Genomic DNA, 17,418 nt, shown 5'->3' with positions numbered 1-17,418 from the left:
TTCAACTCATTATATGATGTACCCTTACAATATAAAAACATACATATTTACAAATATAAATTTCTAATGCGCCAAAAGATGACGTATTATTTTGTCGTTTAATTTTTTAAATAAAATACGAATAAAAAAAACACCACAACACGCTATATATCAATACAATGCAATTGACAAACATCATCTAGCTATCAATACTAAATAATAAAGTTAATAATACAATAACATAATAAATTACGGTTTTCCCTAATTGTCAAATTTAAAAACCATATAAACATTAATTTAAAATTGCCATATCGAATATTTATATATAATTTCACGTAAAACTAATAGTTATATATGCTTAATAATGAAATCAATAATACTACATCACATCTTAATTTAATAAAAGACAAAGTGATCGTAAGTAATAATGCGCATACAATTTATGAACATATTAAAAGTTTGGAGAATGACCCTAAACATCGATTAAGATGGATTTGGGAATTAATGCAAAATGCTCAAGATGCTAACGCTTCTGAAATTATTATTACTTTTGAAGATAATGTTCTTTCTTTTGAACATAATGGCCAACCTTTTACTGAAGATGAAATTACACATCTGATTTTCCATGGATCATCAAAACCTCCATTTTCAGGTAAAAGAGGAAAGTTTGGTACAGGTTTTATGACAACACACCTATTGTCAAAAAGGGTGCAAATTAAAGGATGTATTAAAGACGGTGGATCCTTTGATTTTGAACTAACGCGAGAAGGAAATAATGATGCCGAAATGGCAAGATCACTCAGCGCCTCATGGAAAAATTTTATAAATTCAGTCAGTATTGATCCAAAACTCAATCACACTATATTTAAATACATAGATCTAGCTCCTGGAATACCAACAACAATTGAAGCGATATTAGAAAATCTTCCTAATTTAATGCCGTATGTCCTCATTTTTTCAGATAAAATAAATAAAGTTTCAATTAATGATAAAGGCGTTATAAATTCTTATTTAAAAAAAGCTGATGATAATGATAAATTTAAAACAATTCTTTTTGAATCATCCCGAAATCAGCTCCCTATTGCTTACAAAATGTGGCTTCATACTGATAGTGAGAATGAAATCGTTTTAGCGATACCATTGGATGAACAAAACAAAATAAAAGAGCTGCCATTAAATGTTCCTAGATTATTTCTTACATTTCCACTAATAGGTACCGACAATGCATTTTCATTACCTTTTTTAATCAATAGTGAATACTTTGAGCCTTCTTCAGAAAGAGAAAAGTTATGGTTAAATGCAGATAGCCAAACATCACAAACTATAAAAAACAAAGAGCTTTTAGAAAAGGCTTTTAAAGAATACATAAAATTCTGTTATGAAATTATTGATAGTAGAATAGAAAATCCCCACCTTTTAGTAAATTTTGGAGCTTTTAGACCTATAGAGTGGATTGACAGTGATTGGTATAAAGCACAAATATTAAATATTTTTAATAGCCTTGATGATCTACCTTTAATAAAAGTTTCAAAAAAAAATTGTGAAGAATTAAAATTTACAGAAGCATTTATTCCCTTTCCTGAAACAGAAGATAAGGAAGATGCAAAAAGAATTTGGGAATTATGTGATTATTTATTTTCACACAAAATACCTGAACAGCAATTAGCCCGGTATTGGCAAGATATACTTTATAATAGACAATCTTTCGTTTCTACATTATCTCCAATAGCTTTCACGATACAAAAGCTTTGTAATTATATAAATGATATTCCTGAAAATAAACTTTCAGAACTTATTGTTATTGATTTGGATAAATTAGAATTTATAAAATCTCTCATATTAACATTAGAACATTTTAAACTTGAAAAATATTGGAATGAATTTGCAATTCTACCCAATCAAAATAACATTTTAAAGAAATCAGCAAATTTAAAGCAAGAAATTTTAGGATCAACCCAAGAGATTGACGAAAAGCTTAAAGATATCGGAGAAAATGTATTCATACCTGTCCGTCCGGTTTTACTTCACAAAGATATAACCATAAATTCACAAGATCATAAGCTTTCCGATTTTGATAAAGATACTTTAGTATCGTCATTGATAACTCATATAAAAAAAACACAAATTGACAAGGCTAACTTTGAGTTTCAAAAAGCAACAATTAGCTTATTAGGTTGGCTAATGGAAAATGAAAGATGGAACGAATTAATAGGATATCCTGTAAAAATGAAAAGTGATAAGTGGGAAAGATTTCAAAATACAAATGAGCCTTTTCTTTTACCAGAATCTAAATGGAAAACTAATTTCCGAGACTACAATGATTTATTTCCTGCTGATTATATTCTGCATGACGATAACTCTATAATATTTTCAGATAATATTATAGAAAAAGCGCAAAATAAAAATTTTGTATTGGGTTCACCATTATATTGGGTAAAAGACGAAATTAAATCTTCAGACATTAAAACAATGGTTACAAGGCGAGTAGATAAAGAAACTATTTCAAAACATGAAAATAGTGAATGGTCATTGGTAGAACCTATACTAATGAGTAAAGTTGCTTATTTTAGTTTTCCGAAAGATAAAAATGTAATTGATAAAGCAAGAGGTTCAAGAATAAGAACGCAATTATTATTAAAATTTATAGTAGAAACTCTTTTAGAAGAAGATATATATGGATTCACAAGAACAGAAGTAAATATACAGAGTGATGGTGAATGTCAACGAGTGGGTGTATACCCAAGTCATTGGCTAAGAGATATTAAAAACAGAGACTGGGTTAAGGATCAGGCAAACACTGCAAAAAAGCCATCAGTAGAGTCTCTTCTTCCATATTTTTCATATCAAGAGGGAGATGAAAATATTCTATATAATTCTCTGGAAAAACAAAACGTTTCACGTTTGCTACATTTTCTCGATATTGGGGTTGGAGATCTTTTAAGAAATATTCGAGCAGGAAATAATGAAGAAGAAAGAATAAGCTGGGATCAATCTTATGTTTCTATTTTAATGAACAAATCCCTTACTCCTGAAAAAGTTAAAAGACTTCTTAGTGATTCTGCTTTTATTAAAATATATGAGGATAAAATTAAGCAGGAAGAACTTACTAAAACGAATAATGAAATTGGAACTGCAGTTGAAACTGCTTTTAGAAAAGCATTTGAAAATATACCACAATATCAAATATATCGTGAACCGATTGGTAGTGATTTTATTATTGAATGTGATTTTCCACATAAATTATTATTGGATTTACCAGACAATAGAAAATTCGTTATTGAAATTAAATCCTCCAGATCCACAGAGGTCCGTATGACAAAAACACAAGGAGAAACATCGTTTGAAAATAAAAATTATATATTATGTGTAGTCCCACTTTTTTCAGATGTAATTGATGAAACTACAATTCTTCAAAATGCTAGATTTGTAACTAATATTTCAGAACTTTTATATTTAAAAGTAAAGAAAATAAGAGAAATTACTAGTTTGCACAATGAAGCATCAAAAAAAGATGAAACCAATGGAATTTCTGCAACTATAGAAGGAACTGACATAAGATACATTATAAATCAGCAGCATTGGAATATGGAAAGAGAAACCGTTTTGAATTTTAAAGAGTTTATAGACAATTTTGTAAATTCTGAGAAAATGAACTAAGCAAGGATTCAACTCAACTTTAGAATATGATTTCTTAGAATTATATTTATAAATAATAAACATTTTCCAGAAAAATGAATTTTTCTGGAAAATGTAAAAAAAGAACTCCCTCTAATGTTATATTTTTATTATCAAAATAATTATTAAGTTGATTTTGATTCAGTTTTTCTTGATTGTTTTTCTAATTTTCTCGAAATAGATTCTAATCTATCAGCTAATCTACTATCACTCCCTTTTCCATTTTTATATAGGTCAAGTTGTTTCATTGCTATTATTAATCCATGATAAATATCCATTATTTCTACTTCTGTTAATTTTATTGTTTTAACTTCCATACTTCAAATTTAATAGTAATAATTAAAAAATGATTACGGATATCCATAAAGTGCCTTTTAATAAAAACGAATGTTATAATTTTATATAGTTACTTTAAGGCTAACAATATCTATAGTTCATTATTAAATAGAATTTCTGCTTCCTCCACTAGTCACAATTCACTTAGCAAAGTAGATAGGACAAAACAACAAACAATTTAATCTGCCAGTAAAATTACAGGTTTTCATAAATAATATATGAGGGCTAAGATTTATCAAATAAGAATGAACAAATTTTAGCTTGCTAAAATCGTTTTTATTTCTTCTATTTTATCACCTATAAAGTTGGAGATTAGATTTACTTTTTTAAGGCTAATACTCTCATCAAACTCTCTTCTTGTATCTTTTCCTTTATATGTAACGATGGCTCTTTTGCCTGAAGTGTGGATAACTTGTTTTAACTTTGCTGTTGTCATATAATTCACATTTGTCTTCAAATATACAAAACTCATTTTTCATGCATCCATTTAGAAGTTTTGCAAATCAGCCTTGAAAAACTATCAATTATTTATTCTGACTATCCATAATTGATTCATTTATCTTCTACCATTTTTGCATATTAAAGTATACAAATAAATTGCAAAAAAATCGTCTCTCTTTACAACTATATTTACCTTACTGAAGGTTATGTGAATATTTCACAGGTTCTAATACTAAGCATGAAATTAAAACAGCCCAGGCCACAACCTGAAATGTTCGTATTTTGTTAAACTTCAAAAATTCATAATGATGGAAATTTTTGAAAAAGACGGTAAAACTTACAAAAAGATTTTCACCAAGTCTATCAAGAAAAACGGTAAAACTATTTACCACCCAAAAGGAGGAGTATACGTTTTCATAATTGAAATAAAATAATCAACCTTTTGTTTGCTCCCTGTTCCTAGCAGGGAGTTTTTATTTATTTTTTTGTACATATTGTATACATAAAATATGTTGTATGGTATTTTTCATATAGAGTTAAAGATTAGATTTATTTATTTTCACAAGCACATTGATCAATTTTTTTTCTTATATCTTTTCCCTTATAAGAAACTACACCTCTTTTTTTCTAACGCCCTAATAACATTTTTTATCTAATAATTATATCCAAAATCTTATTTCTTCTACATACCTACTTTCAGTATTGAAAAATATTGTCAAATTTGTTAAGACATTATTAGATTTATGATCTAATATCTTTTTTCGACTCAACAAATTATCTGTTGTTTTATCATTATTATCAAAGAAACATTCATTTTTTGAAGCCTTAAAATTATTGTATTCTTTTTCAAAGTTTTCTTCTTTATATTTAATCATTGTTCCATCTTCATAAAATTCCACATATCCTTCAGATGTCAACCCTGTTATATCTTCCGTTTTAACAAGATCTAACAGCTTAAAATTATTATTTGATGTTTGTTTATTCACAGCTCCTATTGGAAAAATAGAATTTGTAATTTCATAATTAATTGTGAAAGAAGCCTTGTTACTTATTATTTCAAAAAGATAGCTATGATTATCACAAAAGTCAAAATTTAAATGAAATAATGAGTTATAAAAATAATCTGTAGCTATAGTACCAATATAATGGTTAAAATTATTCTTGGAACATAAGTGATAATAATTTTTGTACTTGTACATAATTCCCAATCCACCGTCTAACTTATTTCGCTTCCGATTTGAAATTGGTAAAACATCTAAGATTTCTGGATATATATCTTTCTTTTCAAAAAATTTTTTAAATGGTCTAGCTATTATTTTCCCTGAATCATCCAATATCAATCCCCTACAAGATAATGTAGTATAATTCCAATTCTTATAAAGTTTACATTTTCTAGTAATATTGTAAAGCCAGAGTGGAAAAATTGGATGTTTTACTTTATAAATATATCCTAAACTTAAAAGCAATTCAAGTTCATTTAGACAAAAAGAAGATGGTTTTAAAAAATTTAGGACTGAATATTGTTTCCAGTAAATTTTATTGCGAGCTTCTCTAAATGAAAAAAAATCGAAGGTCTCAATTTCATTTGAATCAATCAAATGCCCACTTTTATAATGGGCATACTCATTTTCTGAAATTTCTACAATAAAGTAAAATATAACTTTTGTAAGCAATCCCTTAGAATCAACATAACTTATTATCGACCTGCGCGAAAGATCAATTTTGTTATACGGAATTAGAATACCTGTTTCCTCGAATGTTTCTCGTATAGCTGTAAAAATAATGTTTTTATCATTTTCTTCATCAATAATACCTTTAGGAATGGACCAATTATTATCTGAATTAATATTTTTAGGTTTTACAAGTAAAATTTTATTACTTTTAATAATTAAGATCCCTGCACTTTTAATCATAATATTTATTCAGGTATCTTTTTTTCCAATTCCACATTCTATCATCTGGTGTATTTTTAAATTCTAAACTATTGTAAAAATATTCATCAATAATTTTATTTTCCTTTAAATATAAATTCTTATGCCTCTCTAACCATTGGATTACGCTATGGTCAATTTGATCAATATTTAAATTCCCAATAATACGTTCCAATTTATCTTCACCATTTTTTATCGATTCTACTATAAGATTAGATGTAAGATTTTGATTGGGGTAATTATAATATTTCTTTAGCTTTTTAACACTTTCTATAATTTGATAATCTGCGTTTATAATATTTTGAAGTTCTTTATGTACTTCTTTATACCAAGGAAATTTTATTTTTATTCTTAAAGAATTATCATACTCTAGCACAACACCTTCCAAACCATAAATATTGGCATCTTCAATCTCAGTTAGACTAGAAAAATTCTCGAATTGATCTGTCAAATCTTTTTTTGTTTTAAAACCAAATTCCGAAATATTTTCGATACTTCTACCTGTATTTTTGTCAATTACTCCAATCAATACCAAATCCTCTCTATCTTGATAGTCCACAACTAAACTAGCCTCTGGATATAATACCTCAAAGATATATGAATATTGTCGGTCTAATTTTTTTGCTTCGCTATAATATTTTTCCTGTATTATCTCACTTCCTTTTCGAGCTTTTAAACTAGAAAAAGATCTTTGAGTTGCAATATATGGAATACCGTTAACCCAGTATAGTATTCCCATTGTACCATCTAATTTCTCATATATTTTAGGTTTGCTTTCTGGCAAATTAACAATCCTGTTTTCGCTTAATTGGACTACATTCTCTGTTATATGGTTTCTAAAGGTCCAAAATTTATCGAAAGCCCTTTCTATTATTTCTCCTTCTCCATTTAAAATTAAACCCCGACACATAATAGAGTATTGATTCCATAAACTTTTTGTTTTTGAAAGAGGGTGCTTGTAATAGCCAAAAATATATAAATCTTCCGAATGATGCTTCTCTATAGTGATATTAGAATCTTTAATAGATTCTTTTAATTTTTTTATATTAACTTTCATTACCTAATCTATTGATTATATAAGTTATGTAAACTTTTGACTCATTTTTTAATCCCATTAAACCAAAAAATTTAAATAAGAATCCTTCAAGAAAAGCATATTCATAATTTTCTGAAAAATTGGTTATTATTGTTTTAAAGACAAAACTATATTCATCTTTACCAATGGCAATAATCATATTTTCCCTCAGAATATTAATTTCCTCATAAAATGAATCATTTGTTAGCCATTTATCTATTTTTGCTGAAAAATTATTTAATAGGGAGCCTTCATTAATTACAAATAGTTTTTCAAATTTCTGATACATTGTAACAATACTTGAATATTCTGTTGAAATAATTTCCTCATCGGAAAGCAGCAATAATTGCCATTTTTGAGATAAGTAACTGTTAAATTTCAAGAAATCTTCTTTACTAAAATTTAAATTTTTAAAACAAGAGATATACAATTCTATACAATATGAAATAGAGAGATTATCACTCCAGAAAATTCCCTCATTGTTTTTCATATCTAAAACATAATGTGAAAAACTAGATAATGGTTTAAAATAATCTTCATTACAAAAATCATAAATTGTTGTAATATCACTAACTTGTTTTATATGTATATTCGAATTAAGCTTAATATTAAGTTCCGGAAGAATTTCATGCTTTATTACGTCTTTATCTGCTTTTATATACAATGAAAAAAAACCTTCTGAGTTCTTCTCCCAATAAAAGCTTGATATTTTATGATTTACCTTTTTTGTAATTGAGAAAAATCTAAAGAAAACATTCTCAATAAATGATTCAAGTTCCAAATCTTCATATTTAAAAACAATAACAACTTCATTATCTACAAATAAGGCATGTGGATCAATTGTTTGTAATATACCACCAAAACTCTTTAAATGCAGAATCATTTTTTCTTCAAAATCAGTATCAGTTAATAAATCACCCACTATATCTGCTATGTAAGGATGGCTTTCAGGGTTTGAAAAAAGTAATGGCAACATACTTTCATCAATATAATCTACTGGAGAAAACAAATTATAAAGTTTAACTAAACATTCATAAAGCTTATATCTTAAATATTGAGAATCTTGAAATTTAATTTCAGAAATATAATTTGATGCCACCCATCTGACATGATCTATACTTTTTTTATGGATAAAAGTTCTATTTTTTTCAATATAAAAAATCAAAGATGATTTAAAGTTTACAAGAAATCTATCATTATCCTTAACTACAATTGAATGAGGAAATATATTGAAAAAATATCCTTCCTTCGTTTTTAGGTCCTTTAGGATGCTAACTTTGGGTAAATAGTTTAAAGTAATAGTATTACCATTTATTTCTTTTCTCTCTTGAATTACATAAGAAATACTCTCTTCATACAAAACCGTTAATTTCAAATGATAGTTTCCCTTTGAATCTTGGTAGTGTGAGTCTAGTGTGATGTGCTTATAATTATTAAGATTTTCCTTAATTATTTCTTTTAATATTGTTGCAATATCACTATTTATCTTTTTTTCCATCTATCTCTTCAGTATTTTTTTCTTTTATTGGAGCACTTTTCTCAAAAGCTTTAATAATTCTATCAAAAATTTTATAGATTAATCGTCTCTTTTCAATAATAATTTCAGCCTGCCCTTCCATATTTTTACCAAACGATAAGTTTTTCCCGGAATCGCTTTGAAGACCTTTAGGCATTTCTACAATTACTAAATATTGTGACTCGTTTGGTATAAGGGAGATATTTTTTATTTTCCCAGTTAATCGCCCGAATTCCTGGTACGGAAAAGCACTTAACTTAATGAAGACAGTTTGACCAACTTTAACTTTACCTGCTCCTTCACTAGGCATTAAAACTTGACCAATTATTTTATTATTATTTGGTAATACGTTAAATAGCAGGGAGCCTTGAGAAACAAATTGATTTGATGATATAAAATTTATATAGTCAACTTGCCCATCAACCGGGACTTTAATTAAATACTTTTTTTCCCAATTATTAATGTTTAATATCAGTTGCTGAAAAGCTTGCAGCAGTTTTAATTCAACATTAGATAGTTTAAGTTTACGTTGCAAAGTAGATAAGTTTAAATTTCCTTCAGCATCACTTATATTTAGTTGATTTCGAATATTTTCAATATCTATATTTTGTAAATTCTCCTTTTCTCTAAGGAATCCTAAACTTGAATTTTCAAGTTCATTTATTACAGCCATCTTTTTCGCGACCAATGAGGAATCGGTACGATACTTTTCTGCGAGGATCGCTATTTCCTTATTTTTGATTTTTTTTAATTTATTTCTTTGTCTAATTAATAAATTGTACTGCTCAATCTGTTTCTTTAGTGTAAGAGACTGCAAATCATATTCATTATTATTTTTGTTATTATTCAATTCATGCAAAGCAGCAATAAACAGAAAATAGGATTCTTGAACTTCTCCTAAATTATCAGACAATGCAAAGTCAAAAGATTTAATATTTAGTTTTTCTATGGTAGCCTGGTATTTTGTAATTGAATCCTTTAGTCTTAATATTTTACTTTCATCAGCCAAGTTTTCAATAACACCTATTACAGAACCTTTTTGAAATTGTTTTTGTGGAGAAAATTCAAAAAGCTTAATTTTACCATTACTTTCAGCAACAATAGAGATAGGAGGTTTCTCCGCAGTCACTCTAACATTTGCTAAAATCATTTCGGGAGATTGAATAAACCAACTTAATAAAGCACAAATAATCAAAATGGCAAGTAATGATATTGCTAATATGGAGTTAAATATTTTAGGAAATTTACTGATAACATCCCTAAATTCTTCTGAGTGATGTATTTCCATTTTTTTCATAGGATACTATTGAGACTTATCTGGTTAGTAAAAATTCTATAATAATATTTTTGCTTTTTAATCAATTCTTCATGATTTCCAATTTCAACTATATTACCATTTTGCATCACTATTATTTGATCTGCATTTCTAATGGTTGATAAACGGTGAGCAACTATAATTGCAGTCTTGCCTTCATATTCATCACTAAGGTTTTTAACCACTCTGGCCTCATTAATTGAATCTAAAGCATTTGTAGCTTCATCAAAAAAAAGATACTCAGGATTTTTATATAAGGCCCTTGCAATCATAACTCTTTGCTTTTGTCCCTGACTTAGTCCTCTTCCATTTTCTCCCATAACTGTATTAAATCCTTTAGGTAATCTTTCAATATCCCGCAAAATATTTGAACTTACTACTGCTTTATGAAATAAATCTTTATCAAATTCGGCTCCTAAGATTATATTATTCTTAATACTATCTTTAAAGACATCACCATCCTGATTAACAACACCTATCTTATCTCTCCATAATTTTAAACTGATATTACTTACGTTCGTTTCCCCAATATAAAACTCACCGGATGTTTGGGTATATAACCTCATTAATATCTTTAGAAGGGTAGATTTTCCACTTCCACTTTCTCCTACTATTGCGGTGACTTTTCCCTCCGGAATAGTTAATGATATATTATTTATAACAAGTGGAGAGCTATTAGTATATCTGAATGAAATATTTTTCAGTGTTAATGATTTATTTCTAGGGAAAACAACATTATTAATAACATCAATATCCTGCTCTTCAGGAATTTGATTAACTTCATTCATCCTTATAAAGCTAATATAAGCAGTCTGATATGATTTAATAAAATTTATAACCTCATTAAGAGGATTTCTAAGTTGTCCTAAGATGTATTGTATTGCTATTAACATCCCTATAGTGATGTCCCCCTGAATAACTAAATATGCTGAATAAAATGTTAATGCTACATCTTTTAAAGTATTTATTAAATTATTTCCTAATGACTCAATTTGATTAACATTTAGTAACTTAATGCCTACTTCATATAGTTTAACTTGTAATTTTTCCCACTTCCAACGTTTACCTTTTTCATAATTGTTATTTTTAATTTCATTTATGTTAGTTAACGTTTCTATCCAGTGGCTATTATTCTTTGCTTGTAAACTAAAATACTGAATATCCATTTTTTGTCTAATACTCCAAAACAATAGAGTCCATGTTATATACAAAACAGAGCCTAGCAGAAAAATAAAAAATAAAGAAGGTTTGTAAATAAATAGAATAATTCCAAATACAATAATATTTAACAGAGCTAGAATAATTGAAAATGCTGAGTTCATAATAAAACTTTGAAGCCTTTCATAATCTAAAGATCTTTGTAAAATATCCCCTACCAATTTATTTTCGAAAAAGCTTACAGGTAGTTTTAATAGCTTTGATATATAGTTTGAGAGTAATGATACTTTCACCCTAGAGGCAATGTGCATATTTATTGACTGTCTTATCCAGTTTCCTACACTCGTACTTATAACAAGTATTATATTAGCAACTAATAGCAAAGAAATAAAACTCAGATCTTTTGCAGAAATACCAATATCTACAATAGATTGTGTAATAATTGGAAAAGCAATCTGCAATAGTGTTATTACAATCATTGTTATAATTAATTGGATAGATTGCGTTTTGTATGGACTTAAATGAGATAAGAGGTAATTTAATATATACACAAACGATGGAGATTGTCCAGTTGGCTTAATTTCATTAAAAACATCTGTCGGTTCTAAAGCAATTAGGACTCCCTGTCTAAATTTTTTTTCTACTGTTTTCTCTAACCAACCATTTAGAAACTCCTTTCGGCTATATGTAATTAGACCTAATGCAGGATCAGATACATATATTTTATCATCTTTCACTTTATAAATAACAATAAAATGAGAACCTCTCCAATGCGCTATACAAGGTAATGGAATTTCATTTTTTAATTTTCGGAAATCGGTCTTAACAGGTAGAGCTTTTAGTCCTATCGCTTCTGCAGATTCACACAAGTCATAAACTGAAATACCTTCTTTTGTTGTTCCACAAATCTCCCGCAGTTCATCTAAATTGAAAAACTTACCATATGATTTGGATACAATTTGCAAACATGCAGCCCCACAGTCTCTTGCTTCTAATTGTGTAAAATGAGGAAATTTTTTAAACATTTTCGTAATACTGATTTCTTAATTTTTTAACTATTTGAACTTTTATTGAATCTTTTAAGAAAAGCATACTCAATGTTCTATCTAACGTTTGAAGTAAGAAATATCTAGGGATCTTTTTTAGAATTTGAAAATCGAAATTTATTTTATACACTTTTTTTTCTTGTAGTATTTCCTCAAATATGCTTTTGAATGGCATTTTACATTTTTTTTGTTTATTTGATATTTCTTCTAGGGTAAGATTATGATCATTATTTATAGTTCTATAGAAATAGAAATTATATATATCATCTATATCTACATGCATTTCTTTTATCATAAACTCAATAAAAGTTAAATGATTCCCATTTTCAATAATATTATCAACAATTGGTTGGATTTTGAAAAATAACTGTTGACATACTGTATGATTTATACCGAATTTTATTTCATTATTGAAAGAAAAATTATATGGAAAAAAGAATAATTCAACTGTAAAATTATCGCTTAGGATCTTCCTAATCGCAGATACAGCATCATAATTATGTGTTTCGAAAATAAAATAAGTCCCACTTTCTTCTATATTATTTTCATCAATATAGAAAGTATAATAGGGTATGTTAATTTCCTTTATACCGTTGTAAAAATTGGTATTTATCTTATCCTTGAATAATTTTGGGAAAAATAACACCTGTACTCCAGATCCATGTAGTCTATCAATTAAAAAGTCATTAGCATATTCTAAACTCTTGGGAATACCTAAGTTTTCTAAAAAAATTTGCAAACTTACTAAGCCATTTTTAGAATTATTTTTATAAACAGTTATAATTTCAGTAATTTTTATTGCAAATACTGTATGATATTTATGTAGATATCGAGATTTATGTTTAAAAGAAGAAAAATGTGTTTTTTCATCTTGCAGAATTATAAAATCAATAAGAAAATTAATGCAACTGTTAAAGGTTAAATATTCTTCTATTGAAGGAAGCTTTTTCTTCAACATTGCTATGCATTCATTAATCTTGTATATAGTTTTAATTCTACTATAATATAGTACATCGGATGTATCAGGATAATCTTCGCATATATATTGCTTGACAACTTTTAGTATTTTTAGGTCGTCTCTAATAATAAACCCCGTCTCAAATATATTTTTATATACGGATTCTTTAAAATCTTGAGCTAAAAGGTTAAAAATATCATTACTAGGAATTTTAATAACACTAAAATTATTAGATTCAAAATGAATATTTAGTTTAGAAACATAAGAGAATCTTTTATCAATTAGTAAAAGATCGATATCGTCATAGTCTTTGGAATTGAAAGAAGCACTACCATAAAGTAGGACTCCGTCAGCCATCGGGCAGTAGTTCTCTAAAAAAGAATTAATTTTTTCTAAAATGTTTGTGTTTTTCATGGAAATAGTACTTTTGCCGGATGAAAAGTTTTGCAAATTTAATTTTTATAATGACATCAACAATTTTTTTTGGTCAGAATGTTTCTGATTCATTAAGTATTGACGATGTACTAAATCAGGTAATAATTAATACTGATAGGATTAAAACTATTGAAGCAAATTATCAAATTGGAAATATTAATTTTGATAATTATAAAAAGTCCTTACTTCCTCAGGTTATATTAACCGCTGGGGTTCCATATCAGCGTGCAATTCAAGAAGTAGTCCAATTTAATGGGAGTACATCCCTTATTGAACGAAATTTCCTAAGTCCAACATTAAATTTCACTACAAAACAAATCGTCCCATTCACAGGAGGAGAGTTAACCCTAACTAATTCAATAGCAATGAATAATGATCTACAAAATAAAATCACTAATTATTCTAGCAATTGGGTGGATCTTACTTATTCTCAGTCTATAAATGGATTTAATCAGCATAGATGGAATAAGCAAAAAGTTATTTATAAAAGAAAATTAGATGAAATTAATTATAAGAAAGAATTGGCAAAATTAAAAACTGAAGCTGCACAGCTTTTTTTTCAATGTTATATTTTTGATAAGAAAATAGAGCTGACAAAGAGTAACATCTTGAAAACAGAATCTCTTCTTTCAGTAATTAGTGAAAAAAAGAAATTATCCAGAGCCTTGGGTATTGAGGAAGATCAGATTAATATCACAATAAATCAATTAAAACAAAAACTGATAAGTGATCAATTTGAACATAGTATGTTGATTAAAAAACTTGAAAACTTATTACAGGTTGATATCAAAAATCCACATTTTAAATCCGTAAAAGATTTTAGTATTAGTATTAATAAGGAAAAATTAATTTCAAATTTTTTAAAATATAATTTTGAAAATGAATCAACTCTACAGCTTTTACTGGCGGATGAAAAGATTGATAAAGCAAAAAAAGATGGAGCTATTAATTTCTTCATCCAGGTAGGTATTGGACTAAATAGCTCTGCTTCTCAATTTGAAAAACTTTATAATAAACCAATACAAAAACAAGCATTTACTGTAGGAGCATATATTCCTATTTTAAGTTGGGGAATTTTAGGTAATAACAGTAAAATTGCAAAATTAGAAAAGGAAAATCTCGAAAGAGACCTAAAGCTCAACAAATTTAGTATTGTTCAGCAAGCAGAAAACCTGTATGATTATATAGAAAACATAGATAATCAAATTAGACTTGCTAAAGAAGAATACTATTTACAATTAAAGACTAATGAAGTATTAGCAAACCTATTAACTTACGAAAAAAAAACAGCATATGATTATAAAAATCAGCTATTTGAGTATGAAAAGAGTCATTTAAATTACATTGAATTATTAACCAATAAATACAATTTAAAAATAAAATTAGAGGAAATATTTTTAGAATAATTTGCAAATATTTTTTTTTTTTTTATTTTCGTACTCTGATTTTAATAAAAAACACAAACGAATAACCATGCTAAATTTCGAATATCCTTTTGTACTTTTTAAGTACGTATCTTTAAAATATCCTTTTTACGATTATTTATTCCTAATTGTTCGCAATTCATAGAAGTAACTCATTCAAATTGTATTTATTTTTAGTATACTCTTAATATTAATAACAATATCTCTATAGCTGAGATATAAAATCTTATAATTATTTTATGGCACAAAGAAAAAAACTAGACCTGAGAGAATTGGAATTACAACTTCCACCTATGGATTCAAACGAAACAAAAATTATCTTAGGAGGTAATTATTATAATGATGATGATAGTACCTTATTTCACTTAATTAATCCTGATGGCGATACAATTATACATATAATTGAAAATTGTGTGGATGGGGATGGTGTACTTGGACATATTGGTCAAGGCAATAATAATGGAGGTGATGATGATGATGACTATGGAGCACAAAACGAAGATGGATATTCCGATCAAGGCGATCTGGATCACTGGTTTGATGATGCTGGAGGTGATGATGATGGTGGTATAACACCAGGAATGCCAGGATTTAGTATTTCAGCTGCTGTACATTCAATTACCAGTCAAATGCAGTCTGTTTATAATGGGTTATCCCAAGCTCAAATCCAAAGCTCATTTTCTTTTGATTCTGATTTTAATAATTTTAAGATATTTGGATCTCAATTAAGTAATATATTAGCGACAAATTCTTGTATAGCACAATTAGTTGGAAGCATAACTACAAATTCAGGTTCTCACATTAGTTTTGACATTGTACAAAACTTACCTTCTGGAAGGTTTGGAGATACTAGTTTTGATCCCAATACTGGAGTAATTACTATTCAACTTAATCAATCATGGCTTAGTGAGAATATTGGCTGGAACGTAGATAATACAAATCCTAATTCTTATGGAATTAATTATGCGGCTTTAGGAATGAATGAAGATTTTGTTGCATTGTTAACACATGAATTAGTACATGCACAAAACCTATCTTTAGTTTTTAATGCGCTACAACACTCTCCTACGCATTCAATGTCAGAGGTAAGAGATTATATGTTAAATAATCTGAATGTGAGCCCTAGTTTGGTAAATGCATTATTCACAGTCGATCCAAATACTAATGAAGTCACATTTAACCTTGATAATACAGCCGAGCATAATTGGATGGCAGATCCTAATAACGGAGTAATCAATACTACTATGACAGCTGTAAATGAATTCATTGCTGATATGCAAAATATGCAAACTGCAGTAAATAATTTATCTCAGTTAATGGACTTTGCACAGAAAGAATCTACTTCAACAAATACAGAGGTTCTTGGAGAAGGGTATCCAGAACCAAGTGAATGGCACGAGATATTTGTTGGATTGCAACATGAAATGAATGAAATCAAAAATAATTGGGGTACCTGGCTAAATTATAATGGTTACTAATATGAAAAAAACATTTAAAAATCATACTCTTATTTTATTAGGAGTATGTTTTTTATTTTGTGCAAATATTAGTTTAAATGCACAAGATAAACTAGAAAATATTACGAAAAACCTCAAAAGCGGAAATGTGTATGAGGAATTAGACCTTTCAAACTTAAATTTAGAAGTTATACCAGATCTATCAAAATATACTATAAAAAAACTTGATTTATCGCATAATAATATTACAAAATTCAAGTCTGATCTTCTGCCTTTGGCTTTAGAAAAGCTAAATATTTCTCATAATAAAATTGATTCTGCATTGACTATTCAAAAGATAGAAAATTGCAAAAAATTTAACCTTAAAGAATTAAATGTATCTTTTAATAAGATTCAATCAATTTCTATAAGCTGTAACTTGCATACATTAGAGGTTAATAACAATGATATAAAATATCTTGACATTAGTGATAAGTATCTAAACTATCTAGATGTTTCAAATAATCCTAGATTTAGTAATATAGTCCAGTTTAATCCTAATGTGGTTAAAACATTAAAAAGAGAAAATATTGCTTCTGATTCCCCATTAGAATATGTACTATCAAAACGAAAAAATACTGATTTGTTTGATTTAAAGCACATTAAAAAAATAGACAACAGTACTAAATAAAC

At 27.5% G+C, this 17,418-nt stretch carries 13 protein-coding genes; 5 read left to right on the top strand and 8 right to left on the bottom strand.

The window, feature by feature from the left end; all coding sequences use genetic code 11:
* Positions 1 to 333 precede the first annotated feature (333 nt).
* Positions 334 to 3,636 carry a sacsin N-terminal ATP-binding-like domain-containing protein gene (locus tag BBH99_RS00285; RefSeq protein WP_066690400.1) on the top strand — a complete coding sequence of 1,101 codons (3,303 nt, stop codon included), beginning with the start codon at positions 334 to 336 and terminating at the stop codon, positions 3,634 to 3,636.
* A gap of 143 nt (positions 3,637 to 3,779) precedes the next feature.
* On the opposite strand, the gene BBH99_RS00280 is transcribed toward BBH99_RS00285, so the two are convergent.
* Together BBH99_RS00280 and BBH99_RS00275 are read right to left on the bottom strand one after the other, a co-directional pair.
* Positions 3,780 to 3,971 (bottom strand): hypothetical protein, encoded by a 192-nt coding sequence (locus BBH99_RS00280; RefSeq protein WP_066690396.1) that lies wholly within the window; start codon positions 3,969 to 3,971, stop codon positions 3,780 to 3,782.
* 275 nt (positions 3,972 to 4,246) lie between these two features.
* Complete coding sequence (locus tag BBH99_RS00275) at positions 4,247 to 4,426, bottom strand: hypothetical protein (RefSeq protein WP_123872929.1); 180 nt, start codon at positions 4,424 to 4,426, stop codon at positions 4,247 to 4,249.
* A gap of 310 nt (positions 4,427 to 4,736) precedes the next feature.
* Here BBH99_RS00275 and BBH99_RS22855 point away from each other — a divergent pair, with 310 nt between their 5' ends.
* Positions 4,737 to 4,865 carry a hypothetical protein gene (locus BBH99_RS22855; protein ID WP_262487180.1) on the top strand — a complete coding sequence of 43 codons (129 nt, stop codon included), beginning with the start codon at positions 4,737 to 4,739 and terminating at the stop codon, positions 4,863 to 4,865.
* 225 nt (positions 4,866 to 5,090) lie between these two features.
* On the opposite strand, the gene BBH99_RS00270 is transcribed toward BBH99_RS22855, so the two are convergent.
* The 6 genes from BBH99_RS00270 to BBH99_RS00245 are packed head-to-tail and all read right to left on the bottom strand — an operon-like array spanning position 5,091 to position 13,844.
* Complete coding sequence (locus tag BBH99_RS00270; protein ID WP_066690394.1) at positions 5,091 to 6,344, bottom strand: NUDIX domain-containing protein; 1,254 nt, start codon at positions 6,342 to 6,344, stop codon at positions 5,091 to 5,093.
* A complete protein-coding gene (locus tag BBH99_RS00265; protein WP_066690392.1) occupies positions 6,337 to 7,419 on the bottom strand; it encodes a hypothetical protein in 1,083 nt (360 codons plus the stop codon). Before BBH99_RS00265 ends, BBH99_RS00270 begins: the two co-directional genes overlap by 8 nt.
* Positions 7,409 to 8,935, bottom strand: coding sequence for a hypothetical protein (locus BBH99_RS00260; protein WP_066690389.1), 1,527 nt, complete (start codon positions 8,933 to 8,935; stop codon positions 7,409 to 7,411). The genes BBH99_RS00265 and BBH99_RS00260 overlap by 11 nt, the downstream gene beginning before the upstream one ends.
* Entirely contained in the window at positions 8,916 to 10,250 is a 1,335-nt protein-coding gene (locus tag BBH99_RS00255; protein WP_066690387.1) for an HlyD family efflux transporter periplasmic adaptor subunit, read from the bottom strand. The genes BBH99_RS00260 and BBH99_RS00255 overlap by 20 nt, the downstream gene beginning before the upstream one ends.
* Positions 10,247 to 12,451: a peptidase domain-containing ABC transporter gene (locus BBH99_RS00250; RefSeq protein WP_066690383.1), complete on the bottom strand. Its 2,205-nt coding sequence runs from the start codon at positions 12,449 to 12,451 to the stop codon at positions 10,247 to 10,249. Before BBH99_RS00250 ends, BBH99_RS00255 begins: the two co-directional genes overlap by 4 nt.
* Positions 12,444 to 13,844, bottom strand: a complete 1,401-nt coding sequence (locus BBH99_RS00245; protein ID WP_066690381.1) for a hypothetical protein — start codon at positions 13,842 to 13,844, stop codon at positions 12,444 to 12,446. Before BBH99_RS00245 ends, BBH99_RS00250 begins: the two co-directional genes overlap by 8 nt.
* Positions 13,845 to 13,864: 20 nt before the next feature.
* Between BBH99_RS00245 and BBH99_RS00240 the strand changes: the two genes are divergently transcribed.
* The 3 genes from BBH99_RS00240 (at position 13,865) to BBH99_RS00230 (ending at position 17,416) form a co-directional block, all read left to right on the top strand.
* Positions 13,865 to 15,271 (top strand): TolC family protein, encoded by a 1,407-nt coding sequence (locus BBH99_RS00240; protein WP_066690379.1) that lies wholly within the window; start codon positions 13,865 to 13,867, stop codon positions 15,269 to 15,271.
* Positions 15,272 to 15,528: 257 nt separating this feature from the next.
* Positions 15,529 to 16,767 (top strand): hypothetical protein, encoded by a 1,239-nt coding sequence (locus tag BBH99_RS00235; RefSeq protein WP_066690378.1) that lies wholly within the window; start codon positions 15,529 to 15,531, stop codon positions 16,765 to 16,767.
* 1 nt (position 16,768) lies between these two features.
* Complete coding sequence (locus BBH99_RS00230) at positions 16,769 to 17,416, top strand: leucine-rich repeat domain-containing protein (RefSeq protein WP_165601850.1); 648 nt, start codon at positions 16,769 to 16,771, stop codon at positions 17,414 to 17,416.
* The last annotated feature ends 2 nt before the right edge of the window (positions 17,417 to 17,418 follow it).

It is taken from the genome of Chryseobacterium contaminans (assembly GCF_001684955.1).
In the GTDB taxonomy this organism is placed as follows: domain Bacteria; phylum Bacteroidota; class Bacteroidia; order Flavobacteriales; family Weeksellaceae; genus Chryseobacterium; species Chryseobacterium contaminans.
Note: the sequence above shows the minus strand (reverse complement) of the source record. Positions and strands in the feature narration are given on the sequence as shown.

What these genes read in the sequence shown, in the direction of transcription:
- BBH99_RS00285 (WP_066690400.1), top strand. Translation starts at nt 334, where the DNA reads ATGCTTAATAATGAAATCAATAATACTACATCACATCTTAATTTAATA.
- BBH99_RS00280 (WP_066690396.1), bottom strand. Translation starts at nt 3,971, where the DNA reads ATGGAAGTTAAAACAATAAAATTAACAGAAGTAGAAATAATGGATATT.
- BBH99_RS00275 (WP_123872929.1), bottom strand. Translation starts at nt 4,426, where the DNA reads ATGACAACAGCAAAGTTAAAACAAGTTATCCACACTTCAGGCAAAAGA.
- BBH99_RS22855 (WP_262487180.1), top strand. Translation starts at nt 4,737, where the DNA reads ATGATGGAAATTTTTGAAAAAGACGGTAAAACTTACAAAAAGATTTTC.
- BBH99_RS00270 (WP_066690394.1), bottom strand. Translation starts at nt 6,344, where the DNA reads ATGATTAAAAGTGCAGGGATCTTAATTATTAAAAGTAATAAAATTTTA.
- BBH99_RS00265 (WP_066690392.1), bottom strand. Translation starts at nt 7,419, where the DNA reads ATGAAAGTTAATATAAAAAAATTAAAAGAATCTATTAAAGATTCTAAT.
- BBH99_RS00260 (WP_066690389.1), bottom strand. Translation starts at nt 8,935, where the DNA reads ATGGAAAAAAAGATAAATAGTGATATTGCAACAATATTAAAAGAAATA.
- BBH99_RS00255 (WP_066690387.1), bottom strand. Translation starts at nt 10,250, where the DNA reads ATGAAAAAAATGGAAATACATCACTCAGAAGAATTTAGGGATGTTATC.
- BBH99_RS00250 (WP_066690383.1), bottom strand. Translation starts at nt 12,451, where the DNA reads ATGTTTAAAAAATTTCCTCATTTTACACAATTAGAAGCAAGAGACTGT.
- BBH99_RS00245 (WP_066690381.1), bottom strand. Translation starts at nt 13,844, where the DNA reads ATGAAAAACACAAACATTTTAGAAAAAATTAATTCTTTTTTAGAGAAC.
- BBH99_RS00240 (WP_066690379.1), top strand. Translation starts at nt 13,865, where the DNA reads ATGAAAAGTTTTGCAAATTTAATTTTTATAATGACATCAACAATTTTT.
- BBH99_RS00235 (WP_066690378.1), top strand. Translation starts at nt 15,529, where the DNA reads ATGGCACAAAGAAAAAAACTAGACCTGAGAGAATTGGAATTACAACTT.
- BBH99_RS00230 (WP_165601850.1), top strand. Translation starts at nt 16,769, where the DNA reads ATGAAAAAAACATTTAAAAATCATACTCTTATTTTATTAGGAGTATGT.